Origin of the sequence: Cupriavidus sp. AU9028 (assembly GCF_019795295.1) — a bacterium.
GTDB lineage: Bacteria > Pseudomonadota > Gammaproteobacteria > Burkholderiales > Burkholderiaceae > Cupriavidus.
This window is the reverse complement of record NZ_JAIMCG010000007.1, coordinates 165,580-184,181: the sequence shown is the minus strand read 5'-3', so window position 1 is coordinate 184,181 and position 18,602 is coordinate 165,580. Positions and strand designations below refer to the sequence as shown.

Below are 18,602 nucleotides of genomic sequence, written 5' to 3'. Positions count from 1 at the left end.
CGGTGCGAGCCGCCGCAACGCATGGCGAGGCCGGCGCTCCGATGAACCGCGCCGCGGGCGCCCGGGCAGGGAAGAGCCCGCTGGGCTGGATCGCGAGGGTGGCATCGGGACTGGCAATGGCCGTGGCGTTGCTGCAACCGGCGCAGCCTGCCGCCGCACGGGAGGGGCCCCCGGTCCTGCTCGACGGCATGGGAACCATTGCCGAGCAGCGCCTGCCCAACGAGGCCCGTGTGACACTGCAGCGCATCGAGTCGGGCGGTCCGTTTCCCTATGCGAAGGACGGGACGCGCTTTGGCAACTACGAGCGCCTGCTGCCCCGCAAGCCTCGTGGCTACTACCGCGAGTACACGGTGGCCAAGCCGAACAGCCGCAGCCGTGGGCCGAAGCGCATCGTCTGCGGCGGCCCCCAGCGGATGGTCGATGACTGCTATTACACGGAAGACCACTACAACAGCTTCAAACGGATAACCAGATGATGACTGACATTTTCGGATTGGGCGACGCCCTTGCCGCCCGCGAAGAGCGCGGCGCCGGAGATGGCTGGCACCGGGCACAGCAACATGCCCAGAATCTCTATGACAGTGTGCTGATGATGCCCCGCTACGAGGTCGCGCAGAACAGGCTTCCCCCGGCGTCCCCATGCGATACCGGGAATCAGATCCCGTGCGGCAGGGAAGCTGCGCTGGCCCTGTTCCGCACCGTTCGCCCGAATATCGTCCAGTCGATCCGCGCCTTCCGCGTACCCGAGCTGGCCCAGGCCGCTGCCGATCTCGGCCAGCATTTCCTGTATGCCAACTGCGCGCAGTGCGCCAGCAAGAACGAGGTCCTGGAGACGATCGCGACCGCGTTCCTGTTCCCGAAGCACTTCGGCAAGAACTACGACGCACTGTCCGATTGCCTGACCGACCTGATCCACAAGGCCGGCGCGCAGCCGGGCTTCGTCATCGTGCTGGAAGGGCTGCCGGTCGCGCAGAAGTTCGACAAGGAAGCGCGCGAGACGCTGCTGGACGTGTTCCGGGACGCCGCCGAATTCTGGGCCGAGCGCCGCGTGCAGTTCCGCGTGTTCTACTCGTTCGCCTGATACCGCCGACATCGCGTCAACCAGAAGGCCCGCTGCCGCGGGCCTTTGTCATTTGCACCGGCGCATGACCTGCACCGGCGCATTGCGCTCAGAAGCCGCCCAGCAGCGCGTTGAGGGCGGCGAGGCAGGCCAGCCCGGCGGTCTCGGTGCGCAGGATGCGCGGGCCCAGCGAGGCGGCGGTGAAGCCGTGTGCGAGCGCGGCGTCCTCTTCTTCTGGCGACAGGCCCCCCTCGGGTCCGATCAGTAGCGTCAGCTCGCCCGACAACCAGCGCTGGCGGCGCTCGGCGGCCAGCGTGACCAGCGACGCAGCAGCGCGCGGCGATACCAGCAGGCGCTCCCCCTCGCGTGGCAGGGCGCGCAGCCATTCTTCCATCCCCCGCACCGCCGCCACCTCGGGCACCCGGTTGCGGCCGCACTGCTCGCACGCGGCGCGCACCAGCGCCTGCCAGTGGGCCTGGCGTTTCTGCGCCCGCTCCCCGGAGAGCCGCACCACCGCGCGCGCGGTCTGCAGCGGCACGATGGCCGCCACGCCCAGCTCCACGGCCTTCTCGATCAGCCAGTCCATCTTGTCGCCGCCCGCGATACCCTGCGCCAGCGTGACGCGGAAGGGCGGCTCGCATTCCTCGTCGCGGCGGGGACCGACCTGCGCGACGGCGTGGCGCTTGCCCAGGTCGGCAAGCGTCGCCGGGTGGCTGCCGCCCTGTCCGTCGAAGAGGGTGATGGCGTCGCCCGGGGCCAGCCGCAGCACCTGGATATGGCGCACGACGGTGTCGGGCAAGGACAGCGAACTTTCCGCCTGCAGCGGCGTATCGACAAAAAAGCGGGGTGGCATCGAGGGTGTGGCGAGAAATCAGGCGGCGGGCGCGGAAGCGGGCGACGATTGGCCCTGGGCGTCGAGCGGGCTGGCGAAGCCCCAGCGGTAGCCGTCCGGGTCTTCCACCATGCAGTAGCGGTCGCCCCAGAACTGGTCGGCCGGCGCCATCCGGCTGATCGCCCCGGCCGCGACCGCGCGCTCGTGCATCGCGTCCACGTCGTCGCAGTACAGGTAGAAGGTCTGCGGGCATTCGACGCCGGTCGAGCGCGGCGTGCGCGCCGTACTGCCCCACGCGCCTTCGGGCGCGAACATCACGATCCGTTCGCCCTTGTAGTACATCTCGGCGTGCGTGGGCACGCCGTTTTCGTCGACCACGTCGCCCGGCGCGAAACCGAAGGCGCGGGCATAGAAATCAAGGGCGTTGCGCCCGTCGCTGACGATCAGATAGGGCGTCAGCCATGGCGTATTGGCCGGTCTCGTCATGATGGTCTCCTGCGCATCGGCCGCGGGACTGGCCTGCGGCGCTCGGGCGAGCATATCACGGCAACCCCGGCGGTCCGCCGCAGCGCCGTGACACGCTGCCGGCGCCACCTGAAGTGCGCCTCGAGATGCCGGGGGCAGCGCCGGAAACGCCGCCCTGATCTGGTAAAATCGCGGTTTTCCCGCCGTCACTGTCCCGCCGCATGTCCTCCCTCGCCCATCCCGCCGCCAACCTCCATGCCAACCAGCCCGCGCAGCTGATGGCCAATGCGATCCGTGTCCTGTCCATGGACGCCGTCCAGCAGGCCAATTCCGGCCACCCCGGCATGCCGATGGGGATGGCGGACATCGCCGTTGCGCTGTGGAGCCGGCATCTGAAGCATAACCCGGTCAATCCGCTGTGGGCCGACCGCGACCGCTTCGTGCTGTCCAACGGCCATGGCTCGATGCTGCTGTACGCGCTGCTGCATCTGACCGGCTACGACCTGCCCCTGGCCGAGCTGAAGAACTTCCGCCAGCTGCACAGCAAGACCGCCGGCCACCCGGAATACGGCATCACCCCGGGCGTGGAAACCACCACCGGTCCGCTGGGGCAGGGCATCACCAATGCGGTCGGCATGGCGCTGGCCGAGCGGCTGCTGGGCGAGGAATTCAACCGCCCGGGCTTCGAGATCGTCAACCACTACACCTATGTGTTCATGGGCGACGGCTGCCTGATGGAAGGCATCAGCCACGAGGCCTGCTCGCTGGCCGGCACGTTGGGCCTGAACAAGCTGATTGCACTGTGGGATGACAACGGCATCTCGATCGACGGCGACGTCGAGCACTGGTTTGCCGACGATACCCCGAAGCGGTTCGAAGCCTACGGCTGGAACGTGATCCGCGCGGTGGACGGCCATGACGTCAACGCCGTGGACGCCGCCATCGCCCAGGCCAAGGCCAGCGACAAGCCGACGCTGATCTGCTGCCGCACCGTGATCGGCAAGGGTTCGCCCAACAAGGAAGGCGGCCACGACGTGCACGGCGCGCCGCTGGGCGCGACCGAGATCGTCGCCACCCGCGAGGCGCTGGGCTGGAGCCACGAGCCGTTCGAGCTGCCGCAGGAGGTCTACGCCGCCTGGGACGCCAAGCCCAACGGCGGTTCGCTGGAAAAGGCCTGGAACGCGCTGTTCGAGGCCTATTCGGAGCGCTTCCCGTATGAGGCGGGCGAGTTCGAGCGCCGCATGCGCGGCGACCTGCCGGGCGCATTCGACGCCGCGGTCGAGGCCTACCTGGCCAAGTGCGAGGAAAAGGCCGAAACCATCGCCACCCGCAAGGCCAGCCAGAACGCGATCGAAGCCTATGCGCCGGTGCTGCCGGAACTGCTGGGCGGCTCGGCCGACCTGACCGGCTCGAACCTGACCAACTGGTCGGGCAGCAAGGCCGTGCGCGTGGATGCCTGGGGCAACCACATCAACTACGGCGTGCGCGAGTTCGGCATGAGCGCCATCATGAACGGCATCACGCTGCATGGCGGCTACCTGCCGTACGGCGGCACGTTCCTGACCTTCTCCGACTACAGCCGCAATGCGCTGCGCATGGCGGCGCTGATGAAGATCCGCACGCTGTTCGTCTTCACCCACGATTCGATCGGCCTGGGCGAGGACGGCCCGACCCACCAGTCGATCGAGCATGTGTCCAGCCTGCGCCTGATCCCCAACATGGACGTCTGGCGCACCTGCGACACCACCGAAACCGCGGTGGCGTGGGCAGAGGCGATCCGCCGCCGCAATGGCCCGAGCTGCCTGATCTTCAGCCGCCAGAACCTGCCGTTCCAGGCGCGCGACAATGCCACCCGCGCCAACATCGCGCGCGGCGGCTACGTGCTGCGCGACGGTACCAACCCGGTCAGCGGCCAGCCGGATGCGGTGATCCTGGCGACCGGCTCGGAAGTGGGGCTGGCAGTGGGCGCGGCCGAGCATCTTGCAACGGAAGGCGTACACGTGCGCGTGGTTTCTGTGCCCTCGACCACCGTGTTCGACAAGCAGGATGTGGCATATAAGGCAGAAGTGCTGCCGGCCGGCGTGCCGCGCATCGCGGTCGAGGCCGGTGTGACCGACTTCTGGTGGAAGTACCAGGTCCAGGCGGTGGTCGGCATCGACACCTTCGGCGAATCCGCGCCGGCTGGCGTATTGTTCAAGCACTTCGGGTTCACCGTCGACAACGTCGTGAACACCGTCAAGAGCGTGATCTGATTTCCGGGGTGAGCGGGCGGCCGGGCATGTCCCGCGTCCCCGCCGCCTTCGCAGCTTTTCTTCTTTCCCGTTCAGGAGACGTACCATGACCATCAAGGTTGCCATCAACGGCTATGGCCGTATCGGCCGCAATGTCCTGCGTGCCCACTACGAAGGCGGCAAGAAGCACGACATCCAGATCGTCGCCATCAACGACCTGGGCGATGCCAAGACCAATGCCCACCTGACCCAATACGACACCGCGCACGGCAAGTTCCCGGGCACGGTGTCGGTCGAGGGCGACTACATGGTCGTCAACGGCGACAAGATCCGCGTGCTGGCCAACCGCAACCCGGCCGAGCTGCCGTGGGGCGAGCTGGGCGTGGACGTCGTGATGGAGTGCACCGGCTTCTTCACCACCAAGGAAAAGGCTTCGGCCCACCTGGCCGGCGGCGCCAAGAAGGTCATCATCTCGGCCCCGGGCGGCAAGGATGTCGACGCGACCATCGTCTACGGCGTCAACCACAACGTGCTGAAGGCCAGCGACACGGTCATCTCGAACGCATCGTGCACCACCAACTGCCTGGCGCCGCTGGTCAAGCCGCTGCATGAGAAGCTGGGTGTGGTGTCGGGCCTGATGACGACGGTGCACGCCTACACCAACGACCAGGTGCTGACCGACGTCTACCACGAAGACCTGCGCCGCGCGCGCTCGGCTACCCAGTCGATGATCCCGACCAAGACCGGCGCCGCCGCCGCGGTCGGCCTGGTGCTGCCCGAGCTGAACGGCAAGCTGGACGGCTTCGCGGTGCGCGTGCCGACCATCAACGTGTCGCTGGTCGACCTGTCGTTCGTCGCCGCCCGCGAAACCACCGTGGACGAAGTCAACGCGATCCTGAAGGCGGCCTCGGAAGGCGAGCTGAAGGGCATCCTCGACTACAACACCGCGCCGCTGGTGTCGGTCGACTTCAACCACAACCCGGCTTCGTCGACCTTCGACGCGACCCTGACCAAGGTCTCGGGCAATCTGGTCAAGGTCTCGAGCTGGTACGACAACGAGTGGGGCTTCTCCAACCGGATGCTGGACACCACCGTTGCGTTGATGAACGCCAAGTAATTGGCGCTCCGTTCCGCCACCGCACGCCGGTGGTGGAACTGGCGATGCCCCGGGGGCCGCACCCCGGGCGTCGCCGCCGTTGACCGGCACTTTCCGCTCGCAAGGAGCGGTCCCTCTCTCTCCGGCGTCAGTCCTCCCCTTTGTGCCCTATACGGCAGCCCTGCCGATGACCCCCGCTTCTGAGGGGTTTTGTTTGTGCTGAAAATGGCTCTTACGCTTCACACAAACGGCAATTTACTCTTACACTACCCGGGAACAGCCACCCGCCACGAGCGGCTCCGCCGGCGCCTGTGCCTCGCGCAACGGTCAAACCAATAACAATCGGGCGACTCCATGGTGAACGTCGACACCAAGCTGCTTGTGATCTTTACCGAGCTCCTCAGCAAGCGCAATGCGACCTACGTCGCCGAGAAGATGCATATGACCGCTCCGGCCGTATCGCATTCGCTGGGCCGGCTACGGGAGATTTTCGACGACCCCCTGTTCATCCGCGTGCCCCACGGCCTGACGCCGACGCCGCGCGCGCTGGAGTTGGGTCCCAAGATCCGCGAGATGCTGGAGCTGTGGTCGTCGATCAACCAGGGCGATGTGGAAAGCTTCGATCCGGCCACCGCGACCGGCACGCTCAACATCGGCTTTGCCGCCGAGCTGGGCGACACCGTGTTCAACCGGCTGGTGCTGCGGCTGCGCCAGTCGGCGCCCGAGCTGCATATCCGCCTGGTCGAGTCGCATTCCTCCGACGCCGACGTCGCCTCGATGCGCGCCAACGAGCTGGACCTGTCGTTCTCCCCATACCCCGTGAGCCACCCCGAGATCGTCGAGGAGAGCATCACGCCGTTGCAGTTGTGGGTCTGCGCCCGCCAGGACCATTCGGTGCTGAAGGGCGCCTGCACGCTGGAGCAGTATCTGGACTGCGGCCACATCTTCATGTCGCAGGCCGGCACCGCCGGGCGGCCCGCGCCGTCGCTGATTCCGCTGGACTATGCGCTGCAGCAGCGCGGCCTGCAGCGGACCGCGACCATGACCGTGCATTCGTGGCGCGCACAGGCCGAACTGGCGGCACAGACCGACCTGATCTTCACCGTCAATGCACTGACCAAGGACGCTGCCTGCCAGACCTACGGGCTCAAGGCGTTCCCCTTGCCGCCCGAGATCGACACCACCATGGGTTTGCATATGCAGTGGCACCGCAGCCGCAATACGCATCCGATGCTGGTGTGGACCCGTGCGCAATTTCGCCAGGTGGTCGGCGAGTTCATTCGGCTGCCCAGCGCCGCTGTCTCGGCCCCGGCGGCGACCATCGAGCAGGGCGAGGCCGTGCCGGCGCGCTGATGCGCAGCGGCATCGCCCGCACAATGAGAAAGGCCGGCGTTCCATCGCCGGCCTTTCTCATTGGCAATCGGCAGCGCTGACGAAAAGCGTCGCTGCTGCCGTTGCTGGCGCTATGCGCCGCGCTTGAGGCGGTGCGGGCAGTCCTGCTTGGTGCAGTTGCCGTACAGGGACAGCGCATGCTCCTGCAGGGCGAAGCCGCGCTCGCGCGCGATGCTCTGCTGGCGCTGCTCGATGCTGGCGTCGTAGAACTCCTCGACGCGGCCGCAGTCGAGGCAGACCAGGTGATCGTGGTGCTTGCCTTCGTTGAGTTCGAAAATGGCCTTGCCGGATTCGAAGTTGTTGCGAGAGAGCAGTCCTGCCTGTTCGAACTGGGTCAGCACCCGATAGACGGTGGCAAGACCGATGTCCATCTGTTCGTTGAGCAGGATGCGATAAACGTCCTCGGCACTGAGGTGGCGCTGCTCGCTGGTCTGAAAAATCTCGAGAATTTTCAACCGCGGTACCGTCGCCTTCAGGCCGATGTTCTTGAGTTCCGCCGGACTCGGCATGGGCGTGACTCCCTGGAGTACAATGTCTGGATTGTTGAATCATAAGGGTTTTACCGTCGGCTGTCGTCCCGGCGGACGCGGACCTTCCCATTGCCGCCACCCTTTCACGGTAGCGAGACCTGCGAGTTACATGGATTCCAAACGACCGACCGGCATGCGCCTGGCCGCGCCGCTGCTGACTGCACTGCTTGCAGCCACGACCCTCGTCACCGCTGCGTGCTCGACCTACGACAGTACGTCGCGCAAGGTCGCCGAAGCGATCACCCCGTACCGGATCAATATCGTGCAGGGCAACTTCGTCTCGCGTGAGGCGGCGTCGCAGATGCGCGAGGGCATGACCCGCGAGCAGGTGCGCTACCTGCTCGGCACGCCGCTGCTGACCGACGTGTTCCACGCCGACCGCTGGGACTACGTGTTCTCGTTCAAGCGCGGCAATACCCAGGTGGTGCAGCAGCGCCGCTTCACCGTCTTCTTCGACGGCGACCGGGTCGCGCGCTTCAATGGCGACGAGCTGCCGTCCGAGTACGAGCTGATCGCGGAAATCGACGGCATGAAGCGCGGATCGGCCAAGCCCGCCGCGGCGGCGCCTGCACCGGCACCGGCTGCCGCGCCGGCATCGGCTTCCTCGGAGCCGCCGTCCGCGCCGTCGAGCAGCGAGCCGGCGCAGCCGCAGGCAGCGGCGTCCCCGGCGCCGGCCTCCGAGCAGGCGGCCAGCAGCGCGCCGGCCGAAGCCGGCATCGCCACCGCCCGATAACACGACAAGGGGCGCCAGGCCGTCCCTGACATGCATTGCCGCGCGCCGGGCTGCTGCCCGGCGCTTTCTATCGCGCCGTCCGCTTTCGTCGGCCACCCACCTCCCGCTTACCCTAATTTCCGGGGCCAACCGCCATGAAAATCGCCATCGCCGGTGCATCGGGCCGCATGGGCCGCATGCTGATCCAACAGGTACTCGACACCGACGGTGTCACGCTCTCCGGCGCGCTGGACGTGCCCGGCGCGGCGGCGCTGGGTCAGGATGCGGGGCTGTTCCTGGGACGCGAAACCGGCGTGCCGATTTCGGACGACGCCGAGGCCGTCATCGCCGCGGCGGACTGCCTGATCGACTTCACCCGGCCGGAGGGCACGCTCGCCCACCTGGCGATTGCTCGCCGCTGCGGCACGAAAATGGTGATCGGCACCACCGGCTTCGACGATGCCGGCAAGGCGGCGATCGCGCAGGCCGCGCGCGACATCGGCGTGGTGTTCGCGGCGAACATGAGCGTCGGCGTCAACGTCACCTTCAAGCTGCTGGAGGTGGCCGCCGGCATGCTGTCCTCCGGCTACGACATCGAGATCATCGAAGCGCACCATCGCCACAAGGTGGATGCGCCGTCCGGCACCGCCCTGGCCATGGGCGAGGTGATCGCGCGCAAGCTGGGCCGCGACCTGAAGGAATGCGGCGTGTTTGCCCGCGAGGGGCATACCGGCGAGCGCGAGCCCGGCTCGATCGGTTTTGCCACGGTGCGCGGCGGCGATATCGTCGGCGATCACACCGTGATGTTCGCCGGCATCGGCGAGCGCATCGAGATCACCCACAAGTCCTCCAGCCGCCAGTCGTACGCGGACGGCTCGGTGCGCGCGGCACGGTTCCTCGCCGACAAGGCCGCGGGCCAGTACGACATGCAGGACGTGCTGGGCCTGCGCTGACCGGCGCGGATCCACGCTCCCGCGCCGGTGCCGCGTGCCGGTCCGGCACGCCAGCCACGGCACCCCGGCCGACCCATGCCATGGGTGTCTCCGGCCACCTGCCGCCGGTTATAATCGGCGCTTCCGTGCCCGCCCGGCGCGGCTCGCCGCCGGCTGTACCCGCGGTTCGCCGCCCGGCAACCACACCCTGATCCCATCCAGGCTTCCGACCGCCGGCGCCCCCGCGCCGGCCGCTGTCCACACCATGCAAGAGAAATACGTTCCCGCCGAAGTCGAACAATCCGCCCGCCAGCATTGGCAAGCCAGGGACGCCTATCGCGTCGACGAGCAGGCGGTGCAGCCGGACGGCTCGGCCAAGCCGAAGTTCTATGCCTGTTCGATGCTGCCGTATCCGTCCGGCAAGCTGCACATGGGCCACGTGCGCAACTACACCATCAACGACGTGATGGCGCGCCAGCTGCGGATGAACGGCTACAACGTGCTGATGCCGATGGGCTGGGACGCGTTCGGCATGCCGGCGGAGAACGCCGCGCTGAACAACGGCGTGGCCCCGGCGGCCTGGACCTACGACAACATCGCCTACATGAAGAAGCAGATGCAGGCGATGGGGTTGGCGATCGACTGGTCGCGCGAAGTGGCGACCTGCGATCCGCAGTACTACCGCTGGAACCAGTGGCTGTTCCTGAAGATGCTGGAGAAGGGCATCGCCTATCGCAAGACCGGCACCGTCAACTGGGACCCGGTGGACCAGACCGTGCTCGCCAACGAGCAGGTGATCGACGGGCGCGGCTGGCGCTCGGGCGCGCTGGTGGAAAAGCGCGAGATTCCGATGTACTACCTGCGCATCACCGACTACGCCGACGAACTGCTCGGCGATCTGGATGCGCTCGGCTGGCCCGAGCGCGTCAAGGTGATGCAGCAGAACTGGATCGGCAAGAGCGAAGGCGTGCGCTTTGCCTTCCCGCACGCCATCGTCGGCGATGACGGCGAACTGATCGGCGGCGGCAAGCTGTACGTGTTCACCACGCGCGCCGACACCATCATGGGCGTGACCTTCTGCGCGGTCGCTGCCGAGCATCCGCTGGCCACGCATGCCGCCGCCACCAATCCGGAACTGGCCGCCTTCATCGACGAGTGCAAGCGCGGCTCGGTGATGGAAGCGGACATGGCGACCATGGAAAAGAAGGGCATGCCGACCGGTCTGCGCGTGGTGCACCCGCTGACCGGCGAGCAGGTCGAGGTCTGGGTCGGCAACTACGTGCTGATGAGCTACGGCGATGGCGCCGTGATGGGCGTGCCCGCGCACGACGAGCGCGACTTCGCCTTCGCCAACAAGTACGGCCTGCCGATCAGGCAGGTGATCGCGGCCGAAGGCCAGGCCTTCTCGACCGAGGCATGGCAGGAGTGGTACGGCGACAAGACCGCCGGCAAGTGCGTGAACAGCGGCAAGTACGATGGCCTGGGCTACCGGGAGGCGGTCGATGCGGTCGCCGCGGACCTGGCCGCCAAGGGCCTGGGCGAGAAGAAGGTAACCTGGCGCCTGCGCGACTGGGGCATCTCCCGCCAGCGCTACTGGGGCACGCCGATCCCGTTGATCCATTGCGACAGCTGCGGCGTGGTGCCGGTGCCCGAGCAGGATCTGCCGGTGGTGCTGCCCGAGGACCTGGTGCCGGATGGCACCGGCAATCCGCTGGCCAAGGACCCGCGCTTCCTCGAGTGCAGCTGCCCGTCGTGCGGCAAGCCGGCGCGCCGCGAGACCGACACGATGGATACCTTCATCGATTCGTGCTGGTACTACATGCGCTATACCTGCCCGGACGCGGCGACCATGGTCGATGCCCGCAACGATTACTGGATGCCGATGGACCAGTACATCGGCGGCATCGAACACGCGATCCTGCACTTGCTGTACGCGCGCTTCTGGACCAAGGTGATGCGCGACATTGGCCTGGTCAAGTTCGGCGAACCGTTCACCAACCTGCTGACGCAGGGCATGGTGCTGAACGAGACTTACTATCGGGAAGATGCCAGCGGCAAGAAGCAGTGGTTCAACCCGGCCGAGGTCGATGTGCAGACCGACGAGCGCGGCCGCCCGGTGGGCGCCACGCTGAAGGCCGACGGCCAGCCGGTGGTGATCGGCGGCGTCGAGAAGATGTCCAAGTCGAAGAACAACGGCATCGACCCGCAGGCCCTGATCGATCAGTACGGCGCGGACACCGCGCGCCTGTTCACGATGTTTGCCGCGCCGCCCGAGCAGCAGCTCGAATGGAGCGGCTCGGGCGTGGAAGGGGCCTCGCGCTTCCTGCGCCGGCTGTGGGCCTTCGGCTACGCGAAGGCCGAGGCGATCCGTGCCGGCAGCGATCTGACCGAAGGCGACCGCGCGCTGCGCCGCGAGGTGCATGGCGTGCTCAAGCAGGCCAACTACGACTACCAGCGCATCCAGTACAACACCGTGGTGTCGGCCTCGATGAAGATGCTCAACGCGCTGGAGGATGCGAAGTCGGCGTCGCCGGGCGCGTTGCGCGAGGGCTTCGGCATCCTGCTGCGCGTGCTGTATCCGGTGGTTCCGCATATCACCCACGTGCTGTGGGAACAGCTCGGTTATGCGCAGGCGCAGGGCGACCTGCTCGATGCGCCGTGGCCGCAGGTGGACGAGGCCGCGCTGGTGCAGAGCGAAATCGAACTGGTGCTGCAGGTCAACGGCAAGGTGCGTGGCAGCCTGACGGTGCCGGCACAGGCCGACCGCGCCGCCATCGAGGCGATGGCGGCCGCCAGCGAGACGGTGGCGAAGTTCGCCGCTGGCGCGGCGCCGAAGAAGATCATCGTGGTGCCGGGCCGGCTGGTCAACGTCGTGCTGTGAGCCGGCGCAGCCGCCGCACTGTCATCCCGTCCCCCAAGGCAACTAGCAAGGAAGCGCGCTTATGAACCGACCGAACCCGACCCGCCGCACGCTGCTGGCCGCGCTGCTGTCCGCCGGCGTGCTGGCCGGCTGCGGTTTCCAGCTGCGCGGCAATTCCGATTTCGCCTTCAAGCGGCTGTATATCGGCATGCCGCCGAACTCGGCGATGGCCGCAGACCTGACGCGGGCCATCCGCGGCGGCTCCGACACCGTGGTGGTGCGCGACCCGAAGGAGGCCGATGCGCTGCTGGACGTGCTGGAGGATTCGCGCGCCAAGACCGTGCTGTCGATTACCACCACCGGCGTGGTGCGGGAGTACCGGCTGACGCAGGCGTTCACCTTCCGTCTGCGCGACGCGGCCGGCCGCGAGATGATCGGGCCGTCGCAGCTGGTGCTGACGCGCGACCTCACCTATAACGAGGCCAACGCGCTCGCCAAGGACTACGAGGAAGCGCAGCTGTACCGCGACATGCAACGCGACATCGTCCAGCAGCTGATGCGCCGGCTGGCCGCCGCCAAGCCGGTGGCCTGACGCCCGCAGCCGCGACAGCATGCAGATCAAGCCGGACGCGCTGGAGCCGCACCTGCGCCAGGCGCAGGGGCGTGGGATGGCGCCGGTCTATGTGGTGCATGGCGACGAGCACCTGCTGGTGCTCGAGACCGTGGACCGGCTGCGCCAGGCGGCGCGCGAAGCCGGCTTTACCGAGCGCGAGGTGCTGGTCTCCGAGCGCGGCTTTCAGTGGAGCCAGCTGCTCGAAGCCCAGCAATCGATGTCGCTGTTCGGCGACCGCAAGATCGTCGAGCTGCGTATCCCCGGCGGCAAGCCCGGCAAGGACGGCGGCGAGGTGCTGCGCGCGGTGGCGGCCCAGCCGTCGCCAGACGTGGTGCTGCTGATCACGCTGCCCCGGCTCGATTTCACCGCCTCCAAGTCGGCGTGGTTCCAGGCGCTGGATGCCGCCGGTGTGACCATCAAGGTCGACAATGTCGACCGTACGCGGCTGCCGGCCTGGATCGGCGAGCGGCTGGCGCGGCAGGATCAGCGCGTCGAAGCCGGCGAGCCCGGCCGCCGCGCGCTGCAGTTCATCGCCGACAAGGTCGAGGGCAACTTGCTGGCCGCCCACCAGGAAATCCGCAAGCTGGGCCTGCTGTATCCCACCGGGGTGCTGAGCTTCGACCAGATCCACGATGCGGTGCTCAATGTGGCCCGCTACGACGTCTTCAAGCTGTCCGAGGCGATGCTCGCGGGCGACGTGCCCAGGCTGGTGCGGATGCTCGAAGGGCTGCGCGGCGAGGGCGAGGCCACAGTGCTGGTGCTGTGGGCGCTGACCGAGGAAATTCGCGTATTATCGAAGGTCCGGCAGGGCCTGGCCGCGGGCAAGCCGCCCGCCGTGCTGGCCCGCGAACTGCGCATCTGGGGCGCCCGCGAGAAGCTGGTGCCGCAGGCGGCGCAGCGGCTGACGGCGCGACAGCTCGAGGACGCGCTGGCGCTGGCGGCACGGCTGGACCGGCAGACCAAGGGCTTGCGGGTGGACGGGGTGCCGGCCGAGCCGTGGGACGGCCTGCTGCAACTGGCGCTGCAGATCGCCCTGCAGGTGGCGCCACCATCGGCCCAGTCCGCGCGCCGCTGACGTGTTTCCTGACGCGGCAGGTCCACCGCAAGCCAATCAGAACGGGAAGGCCGGCCAACCGGCCCAGCACATGAACCAGCACGATCTTCACCAGTACATGGAGCGCGTGGGCCAGCAGGCCCGCGCCGCCTCGCGCGCGATGGCGCGCGCCTCCACCGCCGACAAGAACCGCGCGCTGCTGACCATCGCCGCGGCGATCCGCCGGGACGCGCAGCGCCTGAAGGAAGTCAACGCGCGCGACGTCGAACGCGCCCGCGCCAACGGCCAGGACTCCGCCTTCATCGACCGCCTGACGCTGTCGGACAAGGCCATCGACACGATGGCGGCGGGGCTGGAGCAGATCGCCGCGCTGCCGGACCCGATCGGCGAGATCACCGGCATGAAGTACCGCCCGACCGGCATCCAGATCGGGCAGATGCGCGTGCCGCTGGGGGTGATCGGCATCATCTACGAATCCCGCCCCAACGTGACCATCGACGCGGCGGCGCTGTGCCTGAAGTCGGGCAACGCCACCATCCTGCGCGGCGGCTCCGAGGCAATCGAATCGAACACGGCGCTGGCCGCCCTGGTGGCCGAGGGCCTGGCCGCGGCAGGATTGCCCGGCGAAGCGGTGCAGGTGATCGAGACCATCGACCGCGCCGCGGTCGGGCGCCTGATCACGATGACCGAGTACGTCGACGTGATCGTGCCGCGCGGCGGCAAGAGCCTGATCGCCCGGCTGATGGAAGAGGCGCGGGTGCCGATGATCAAGCATCTGGACGGCATCTGCCACGTCTATATCGACGACGAAGCGGACCTGGACAAGGCCATCCGCATCGCCGACAACGCCAAGACCCAGCGCTACGCGCCCTGCAATACGATGGAGACGCTGCTGGTGTCCCAGGGCGTCGCGGCGCAGGTGCTGCCCCCGCTGTGCAGGATCTATCAGGACAAGGGCGTCGAGCTGCGGGTCTGTCCGGCCACGCGCCAGACGCTGGAAGCAGCGGGCGTCACCGGTCTGGTCGATGCGACCGAAGCCGACTGGCGCACCGAGTATCTGGCGCCGGTGCTGTCCATCCGCACCGTGGCGGGCGTGGACGAGGCCATCGCGCATATCAACACCTATGGCTCGGCCCATACCGACTCGATCGTCACCGAGAACTACAGCACCGGCCTGCGCTTCCTGCGCGAGGTCGATTCGGCCAGCGTGATGATCAACGCGTCGACCCGCTTCGCCGACGGCTTCGAGTACGGGCTCGGCGCGGAGATCGGCATCTCCAACGACAAGCTGCATGCCCGCGGCCCGGTCGGGCTGGAAGGGCTGACCTCGCTCAAGTACGTGGTGTTCGGCCACGGCGAGATTCGCACCTGATGCCGCCGCTGTCATCGTGTCCGGCCAGTGCGTGCCGGACGCGAGGATGGCGCTCTCACGCTTCGCCGGGCATTGTCCCGGCTCTGCCATCGACGGGCCCTCATGCTGCTGGTCAAATCCCTGCATATCATCTTCGTGACGTCCTGGTTCGCCGGGCTGTTCTACCTGCCGCGCATCTTCGTCAACCTGGCGATGGAGCGCGATACGGCCGCGACACAGCGCCTGCTCGGCATGGCGCGCCGGCTGTTCCGCTTCATGACGATACTGGCGGTGCCGGCGCTGGCCTTCGGCCTGTGGCTATATATGGGCTACGGTATCGGCCGCGGGCCGGGGCAGGGCTGGATGCATGCCAAACTGGCGCTGGTGGTCCTGCTGCTGGGATACCACCATGGCTGCGGCGTGCTGCTGCGCAAGTTCGAGGCGGGCGCCAACAAGCGTTCGGACCGCTTCTATCGTTGGTTCAACGAGCTGCCGGTGCTGGTGCTGTTCGCCATCGTCGTACTGGTGGTGATGAAGCCGTTCTGAAGCGCGGCATTGACAACAACTCTGGCGAGACAAGCATGAACAGGACGATCGACTACTACTTCACTCCCCAGTCGCCGTACGTCTATCTGGGACATGCCCGCCTTGCGGAGATCGCGCGCAGGCACGGCGCGCAGATCCGCATGAAGCCGGCCGACCTGGGCAAGGTCTTCGCCGTCTCCGGCGGCCTGCCGCTGGCGCAGCGTCCGGCCCAGCGCCAGGCTTACCGGCTGGTGGAGCTGGCGCGCTGGAGCGAGTTCCTTGGCCTGCCGCTCAATACGCAGCCGGCCTTCTTCCCGGTGTCGGGCGATGCCGCGAGCCGGCTGATCATCGCCACGCAACTGGCGCACGGCACCGCACGGGCGATGGAGCTGACCGCTCTGATCGGGCGCGCCCTGTGGGCGCAGGAGCGCAATATCGCCGATGCTGCAACGCTTGCCGAACTCGCCGGTCAGCTCGAGCTGGACGGCGCCACGCTGCTGAAGGCCGCCGAAGCGCAGGCCGTGCAGGAAGAGTACGAACGCCATACGCAGGACGCCATCTCGGCGGGCGTGTTCGGCGCGCCATGGTACGTTTACAACGGTCAGCCCTTCTGGGGCCAGGACCGGCTCGATTTTCTCGACCGCGCGCTTGCCGCCGGTTAAGCCGCCCGTCGCGCGAATGCTGCAGCGTCCGCCACGGCGGACGATTTTTTTTGACCCTGATTCTCTTCACCCCGCGCCTTCGCGCCAGCCGCCATGACTCAAGCCTTCTTTGCTCCCTGCCCGCGTGGCCTCGAACCCGCGCTCGCCGACGAGCTGCGCGAGATCGCGGCGCGGCCCGACGTTGCGCAACTGGCACCGTTCGACGTGCATCGCGAGGTGCCGGGCGGCGTGCACTTCTCCGGCCAGATGCCGGCGGCGTACGCCGTCAACCTGCATTCGCGCCTCGCCAGCAGGGTGCTGCTGCGGGTGGCCGCGCGCGGCTACCGCCATGAAGACGACATCTACGAGCTGACGCGGGCGCAGCGCTGGGACCAGTGGTTCGGCCCGGACGAAACCATCAAGGTCGAGATCACCTCGCAGCGCTCGCCGCTGCGCAGCCTGAATTTCGTCGCGCTGCGCGTCAAGGACGGCGTCTGCGACGGCATGCGCGAGCGGCTGGGCGGCCGGCCCAGTGTCGACACCGCCAGCCCCGATGCCCGTATCTACGCGCATCTGACCGAGCACGACTGCACGCTGTACCTGGACACCAGCGGCGAGCCGCTGTTCAAGCGCGGCTGGCGCATGGAGAAGGGCGAGGCGCCGCTGAAGGAGAACCTAGCCGCCGGCATCCTGCGCCTGGCCGGCTGGGTGCCGGGTCAGACCGAGCGTCCGCTGTACGATCCGATGTGCGGCAGTGGCACGTTCCTGGTCGAGGCAGCACAGGTTGCGCTGGGCATCCCGCCCGGCGGCGGCCGCAGCTTTGCCTTCGAGTGGCTGCGGGGCGTCGACCAGCGCAGCTGGAAGGCGCTGAAGGAACAGGCCCGTGCCGGCGCACGCACGACCTCGCTGACGATTGCCGGCAGCGACATCTCGACCGACATGCTGGCGATGGCGCGGGCCAACTGGCAACGCGCCGGCCTGCCCGGCGAACTGGCGACCAAGCAGGTCGACGCCCGCTTCGTCCAGCCGCCGTTCGCCGAGCCGGGGCTGCTGCTGATCAATCCGCCTTACGGCGAGCGCATCGCGGTGCGGGGCGAGCGCCGGCCATCCGTGGCCGACGTGCCGGTGGACAGCGTCGAGGAAGCAGCGGCCAACCAGTTCGCGGCGGCGTTCTCCAGCACGCTGAAGCAGAACTTCGCGGGCTGGCAGGCGTGGATCTTCACCGGGGATCTGTCGATGCCCAAGCGGCTGCGGCTGAAGGAGTCGCGCCGGGTGCCGCTGTATAACGGCAATATCGAATGCCGGCTGTTCCGCTTCGACATGGTGCGGGGTGGAAATCGGGGGTAGGGTTTGCCGGCGCTCTGGATGCTCTCTCCCCCGGCCGCATTCGCGGAAGCGTGAGTGCGAGCCAACCGGGCGTCAGCGGCCGATCCGGTCCAATGAGCGCAGGGTACTTTCCGGCAATTGCAGATTCACCGCCTCCAGATTTTCGTGCAGATGCGCGACAGAGGAGGTCCCGGGTATCAGCAGGATATTCGGGGAGCGCTGCAGCAGCCATGCCAGCGCGACCTGCATTGGCGTGGCATTGCATTCGCTGGCGGCCAGGCTCAGTGCATCGGCCTGCAGCGGAGTAAAGCCGCCCAGCGGAAAGAACGGGACATAGGCAATGCCGTCCGCGGCGAGACTGTCGATCAACGCGTCGTCATGCCGGTGGGCGAGGTTGTACATGTTCTGAACGCAGACGATGCTGGTGATCGCACGGCCCTGTGCCACCTGTCTGGGCGTCACGTTGCTAAGGCCGATGTGCCGGATCAATCCTCGGTGTTGCAGCTCTGCCAGAGCGGTGAGCGGCGCCTCGATATCGCCCTCCGCCGGCGAGGCGACGTCGAACATGGCGCGCAGATTCACCACGTCCAGCACCTCCAGGCCCAGGTGGCGCAGATTGTCATGCACGGCAGCGGTCAGGTCCGCCGCGGACAGCGCCGGCTTCCACGACGCATCGCTGCCGCGGCTGGCGCCTACCTTGGTGACAATGGTCAGCCGTTCCGGATACGGGTGCAGCGCTTCCCTGATCAGTCGATTGGTAACGTGCGGCCCGTAGAAATCGCTGGTGTCGATATGGGTAATGCCGCTTTCGATCGTGGCCCGCAGCACCGCGATGGCGGCGGCGCGGTCCCTGGGAGGGCCGAATACCTGTGGCCCCGCCAGCTGCATTGCGCCATAACCCATTCGGGTGACAGTGCGGCTTCCGAGTTGGAACGTTCCAGCCTGCATTGCATTGGTCATGAATTTACCCTCGATCTGGTTT

18 protein-coding genes are annotated in these 18,602 nt (G+C 67.6%); 14 read left to right on the top strand and 4 right to left on the bottom strand.

All coding sequences use genetic code 11. The features are described from left to right. The first annotated feature begins 41 nt into the window (after positions 1-41). Both K6V06_RS10255 and K6V06_RS10250 read left to right on the top strand, forming a co-directional pair. Positions 42-476, top strand: coding sequence for a ribonuclease domain-containing protein (locus K6V06_RS10255; protein WP_222243082.1), 435 nt, complete (start codon positions 42-44; stop codon positions 474-476). Then, positions 473-1,081 (top strand): barstar family protein, encoded by a 609-nt coding sequence (locus tag K6V06_RS10250; protein WP_222242949.1) that lies wholly within the window; start codon positions 473-475, stop codon positions 1,079-1,081. Before K6V06_RS10255 ends, K6V06_RS10250 begins: the two co-directional genes overlap by 4 nt. 88 nt (positions 1,082-1,169) lie before the next feature. Here the strand turns inward: K6V06_RS10250 and K6V06_RS10245 are convergent, their stop codons facing one another. Continuing rightward, positions 1,170-1,913, bottom strand: a complete 744-nt coding sequence (locus K6V06_RS10245; protein ID WP_222242947.1) for a 16S rRNA (uracil(1498)-N(3))-methyltransferase — start codon at positions 1,911-1,913, stop codon at positions 1,170-1,172. Positions 1,914-1,931: 18 nt separating this feature from the next. Beyond that, the gene (locus K6V06_RS10240; RefSeq protein ID WP_222242945.1) at positions 1,932-2,378 is read right to left on the bottom strand and encodes a glyoxalase/bleomycin resistance/extradiol dioxygenase family protein; all 447 of its coding nucleotides are present in this window, start codon (positions 2,376-2,378) and stop codon (positions 1,932-1,934) included. A 200-nt stretch (positions 2,379-2,578) separates the two neighbouring features. Here K6V06_RS10240 and tkt point away from each other — a divergent pair, with 200 nt between their 5' ends. The 3 genes from tkt to K6V06_RS10225 all read left to right on the top strand — a co-directional run bounded on the left by tkt (position 2,579) and on the right by K6V06_RS10225 (position 7,037). Next, positions 2,579-4,609 (top strand): transketolase, encoded by a 2,031-nt coding sequence (tkt, locus tag K6V06_RS10235; RefSeq protein WP_222242943.1) that lies wholly within the window; start codon positions 2,579-2,581, stop codon positions 4,607-4,609. Between the two features lie 85 nt (positions 4,610-4,694). After that, positions 4,695-5,705 carry a type I glyceraldehyde-3-phosphate dehydrogenase gene (gene gap, locus K6V06_RS10230; RefSeq protein WP_222242941.1) on the top strand — a complete coding sequence of 337 codons (1,011 nt, stop codon included), beginning with the start codon at positions 4,695-4,697 and terminating at the stop codon, positions 5,703-5,705. Positions 5,706-6,038: 333 nt separating this feature from the next. Next, positions 6,039-7,037, top strand: coding sequence for a LysR family transcriptional regulator (locus tag K6V06_RS10225; protein ID WP_222242931.1), 999 nt, complete (start codon positions 6,039-6,041; stop codon positions 7,035-7,037). 110 nt (positions 7,038-7,147) lie between these two features. Here the strand turns inward: K6V06_RS10225 and fur are convergent, their stop codons facing one another. Beyond that, complete coding sequence (gene fur / locus K6V06_RS10220; protein ID WP_222242929.1) at positions 7,148-7,585, bottom strand: ferric iron uptake transcriptional regulator; 438 nt, start codon at positions 7,583-7,585, stop codon at positions 7,148-7,150. A 130-nt stretch (positions 7,586-7,715) separates the two neighbouring features. On the opposite strand from fur, the gene K6V06_RS10215 reads away from it, so the two are divergent. The 9 genes from K6V06_RS10215 (at position 7,716) to K6V06_RS10175 (ending at position 17,641) form a co-directional block, all read left to right on the top strand. Then, positions 7,716-8,339 carry an outer membrane protein assembly factor BamE gene (locus tag K6V06_RS10215; protein WP_222242927.1) on the top strand — a complete coding sequence of 208 codons (624 nt, stop codon included), beginning with the start codon at positions 7,716-7,718 and terminating at the stop codon, positions 8,337-8,339. A gap of 134 nt (positions 8,340-8,473) precedes the next feature. Further along, positions 8,474-9,271 (top strand): 4-hydroxy-tetrahydrodipicolinate reductase, encoded by a 798-nt coding sequence (gene dapB, locus K6V06_RS10210; RefSeq protein ID WP_222242925.1) that lies wholly within the window; start codon positions 8,474-8,476, stop codon positions 9,269-9,271. A 244-nt stretch (positions 9,272-9,515) separates the two neighbouring features. Continuing rightward, positions 9,516-12,131, top strand: coding sequence for a leucine--tRNA ligase (gene leuS / locus K6V06_RS10205; RefSeq protein WP_222242923.1), 2,616 nt, complete (start codon positions 9,516-9,518; stop codon positions 12,129-12,131). A 61-nt stretch (positions 12,132-12,192) separates the two neighbouring features. Then, positions 12,193-12,702 carry an LPS assembly lipoprotein LptE gene (lptE, locus tag K6V06_RS10200; protein WP_222242921.1) on the top strand — a complete coding sequence of 170 codons (510 nt, stop codon included), beginning with the start codon at positions 12,193-12,195 and terminating at the stop codon, positions 12,700-12,702. A 19-nt stretch (positions 12,703-12,721) separates the two neighbouring features. Further along, complete coding sequence (holA, locus tag K6V06_RS10195; protein ID WP_222242919.1) at positions 12,722-13,798, top strand: DNA polymerase III subunit delta; 1,077 nt, start codon at positions 12,722-12,724, stop codon at positions 13,796-13,798. 70 nt (positions 13,799-13,868) lie between these two features. After that, positions 13,869-15,149, top strand: a complete 1,281-nt coding sequence (locus tag K6V06_RS10190; protein WP_222242917.1) for a glutamate-5-semialdehyde dehydrogenase — start codon at positions 13,869-13,871, stop codon at positions 15,147-15,149. Positions 15,150-15,251: 102 nt separating this feature from the next. After that, complete coding sequence (locus K6V06_RS10185; protein WP_222242915.1) at positions 15,252-15,674, top strand: CopD family protein; 423 nt, start codon at positions 15,252-15,254, stop codon at positions 15,672-15,674. Positions 15,675-15,709: 35 nt separating this feature from the next. Further along, positions 15,710-16,315, top strand: a complete 606-nt coding sequence (locus K6V06_RS10180; protein ID WP_222242913.1) for a 2-hydroxychromene-2-carboxylate isomerase — start codon at positions 15,710-15,712, stop codon at positions 16,313-16,315. 93 nt (positions 16,316-16,408) lie between these two features. After that, the gene (locus K6V06_RS10175; protein WP_222242911.1) at positions 16,409-17,641 is read left to right on the top strand and encodes a class I SAM-dependent RNA methyltransferase; all 1,233 of its coding nucleotides are present in this window, start codon (positions 16,409-16,411) and stop codon (positions 17,639-17,641) included. A gap of 72 nt (positions 17,642-17,713) precedes the next feature. Here K6V06_RS10175 and K6V06_RS10170 read toward each other — a convergent pair whose 3' ends face one another. Next, a complete protein-coding gene (locus K6V06_RS10170; protein ID WP_304524122.1) occupies positions 17,714-18,580 on the bottom strand; it encodes an aldo/keto reductase family oxidoreductase in 867 nt (288 codons plus the stop codon). Positions 18,581-18,602: the final 22 nt, after the last annotated feature.

Bases quoted from the DNA above. Each gene is read 5' to 3' on its own strand.
- K6V06_RS10185 (WP_222242915.1), top strand. From the start codon at position 15,252: ATGCTGCTGGTCAAATCCCTGCATATCATCTTCGTGACGTCCTGGTTC.
- fur (WP_222242929.1), bottom strand. From the start codon at position 7,585: ATGCCGAGTCCGGCGGAACTCAAGAACATCGGCCTGAAGGCGACGGTA.
- gap (WP_222242941.1), top strand. From the start codon at position 4,695: ATGACCATCAAGGTTGCCATCAACGGCTATGGCCGTATCGGCCGCAAT.
- K6V06_RS10240 (WP_222242945.1), bottom strand. From the start codon at position 2,378: ATGACGAGACCGGCCAATACGCCATGGCTGACGCCCTATCTGATCGTC.
- holA (WP_222242919.1), top strand. From the start codon at position 12,722: ATGCAGATCAAGCCGGACGCGCTGGAGCCGCACCTGCGCCAGGCGCAG.
- K6V06_RS10170 (WP_304524122.1), bottom strand. From the start codon at position 18,580: ATGACCAATGCAATGCAGGCTGGAACGTTCCAACTCGGAAGCCGCACT.
- lptE (WP_222242921.1), top strand. From the start codon at position 12,193: ATGAACCGACCGAACCCGACCCGCCGCACGCTGCTGGCCGCGCTGCTG.
- K6V06_RS10250 (WP_222242949.1), top strand. From the start codon at position 473: ATGATGACTGACATTTTCGGATTGGGCGACGCCCTTGCCGCCCGCGAA.
- tkt (WP_222242943.1), top strand. From the start codon at position 2,579: ATGTCCTCCCTCGCCCATCCCGCCGCCAACCTCCATGCCAACCAGCCC.
- K6V06_RS10225 (WP_222242931.1), top strand. From the start codon at position 6,039: ATGGTGAACGTCGACACCAAGCTGCTTGTGATCTTTACCGAGCTCCTC.
- K6V06_RS10190 (WP_222242917.1), top strand. From the start codon at position 13,869: ATGAACCAGCACGATCTTCACCAGTACATGGAGCGCGTGGGCCAGCAG.
- K6V06_RS10180 (WP_222242913.1), top strand. From the start codon at position 15,710: ATGAACAGGACGATCGACTACTACTTCACTCCCCAGTCGCCGTACGTC.
- dapB (WP_222242925.1), top strand. From the start codon at position 8,474: ATGAAAATCGCCATCGCCGGTGCATCGGGCCGCATGGGCCGCATGCTG.
- leuS (WP_222242923.1), top strand. From the start codon at position 9,516: ATGCAAGAGAAATACGTTCCCGCCGAAGTCGAACAATCCGCCCGCCAG.
- K6V06_RS10215 (WP_222242927.1), top strand. From the start codon at position 7,716: ATGGATTCCAAACGACCGACCGGCATGCGCCTGGCCGCGCCGCTGCTG.
- K6V06_RS10245 (WP_222242947.1), bottom strand. From the start codon at position 1,913: ATGCCACCCCGCTTTTTTGTCGATACGCCGCTGCAGGCGGAAAGTTCG.
- K6V06_RS10255 (WP_222243082.1), top strand. From the start codon at position 42: ATGAACCGCGCCGCGGGCGCCCGGGCAGGGAAGAGCCCGCTGGGCTGG.
- K6V06_RS10175 (WP_222242911.1), top strand. From the start codon at position 16,409: ATGACTCAAGCCTTCTTTGCTCCCTGCCCGCGTGGCCTCGAACCCGCG.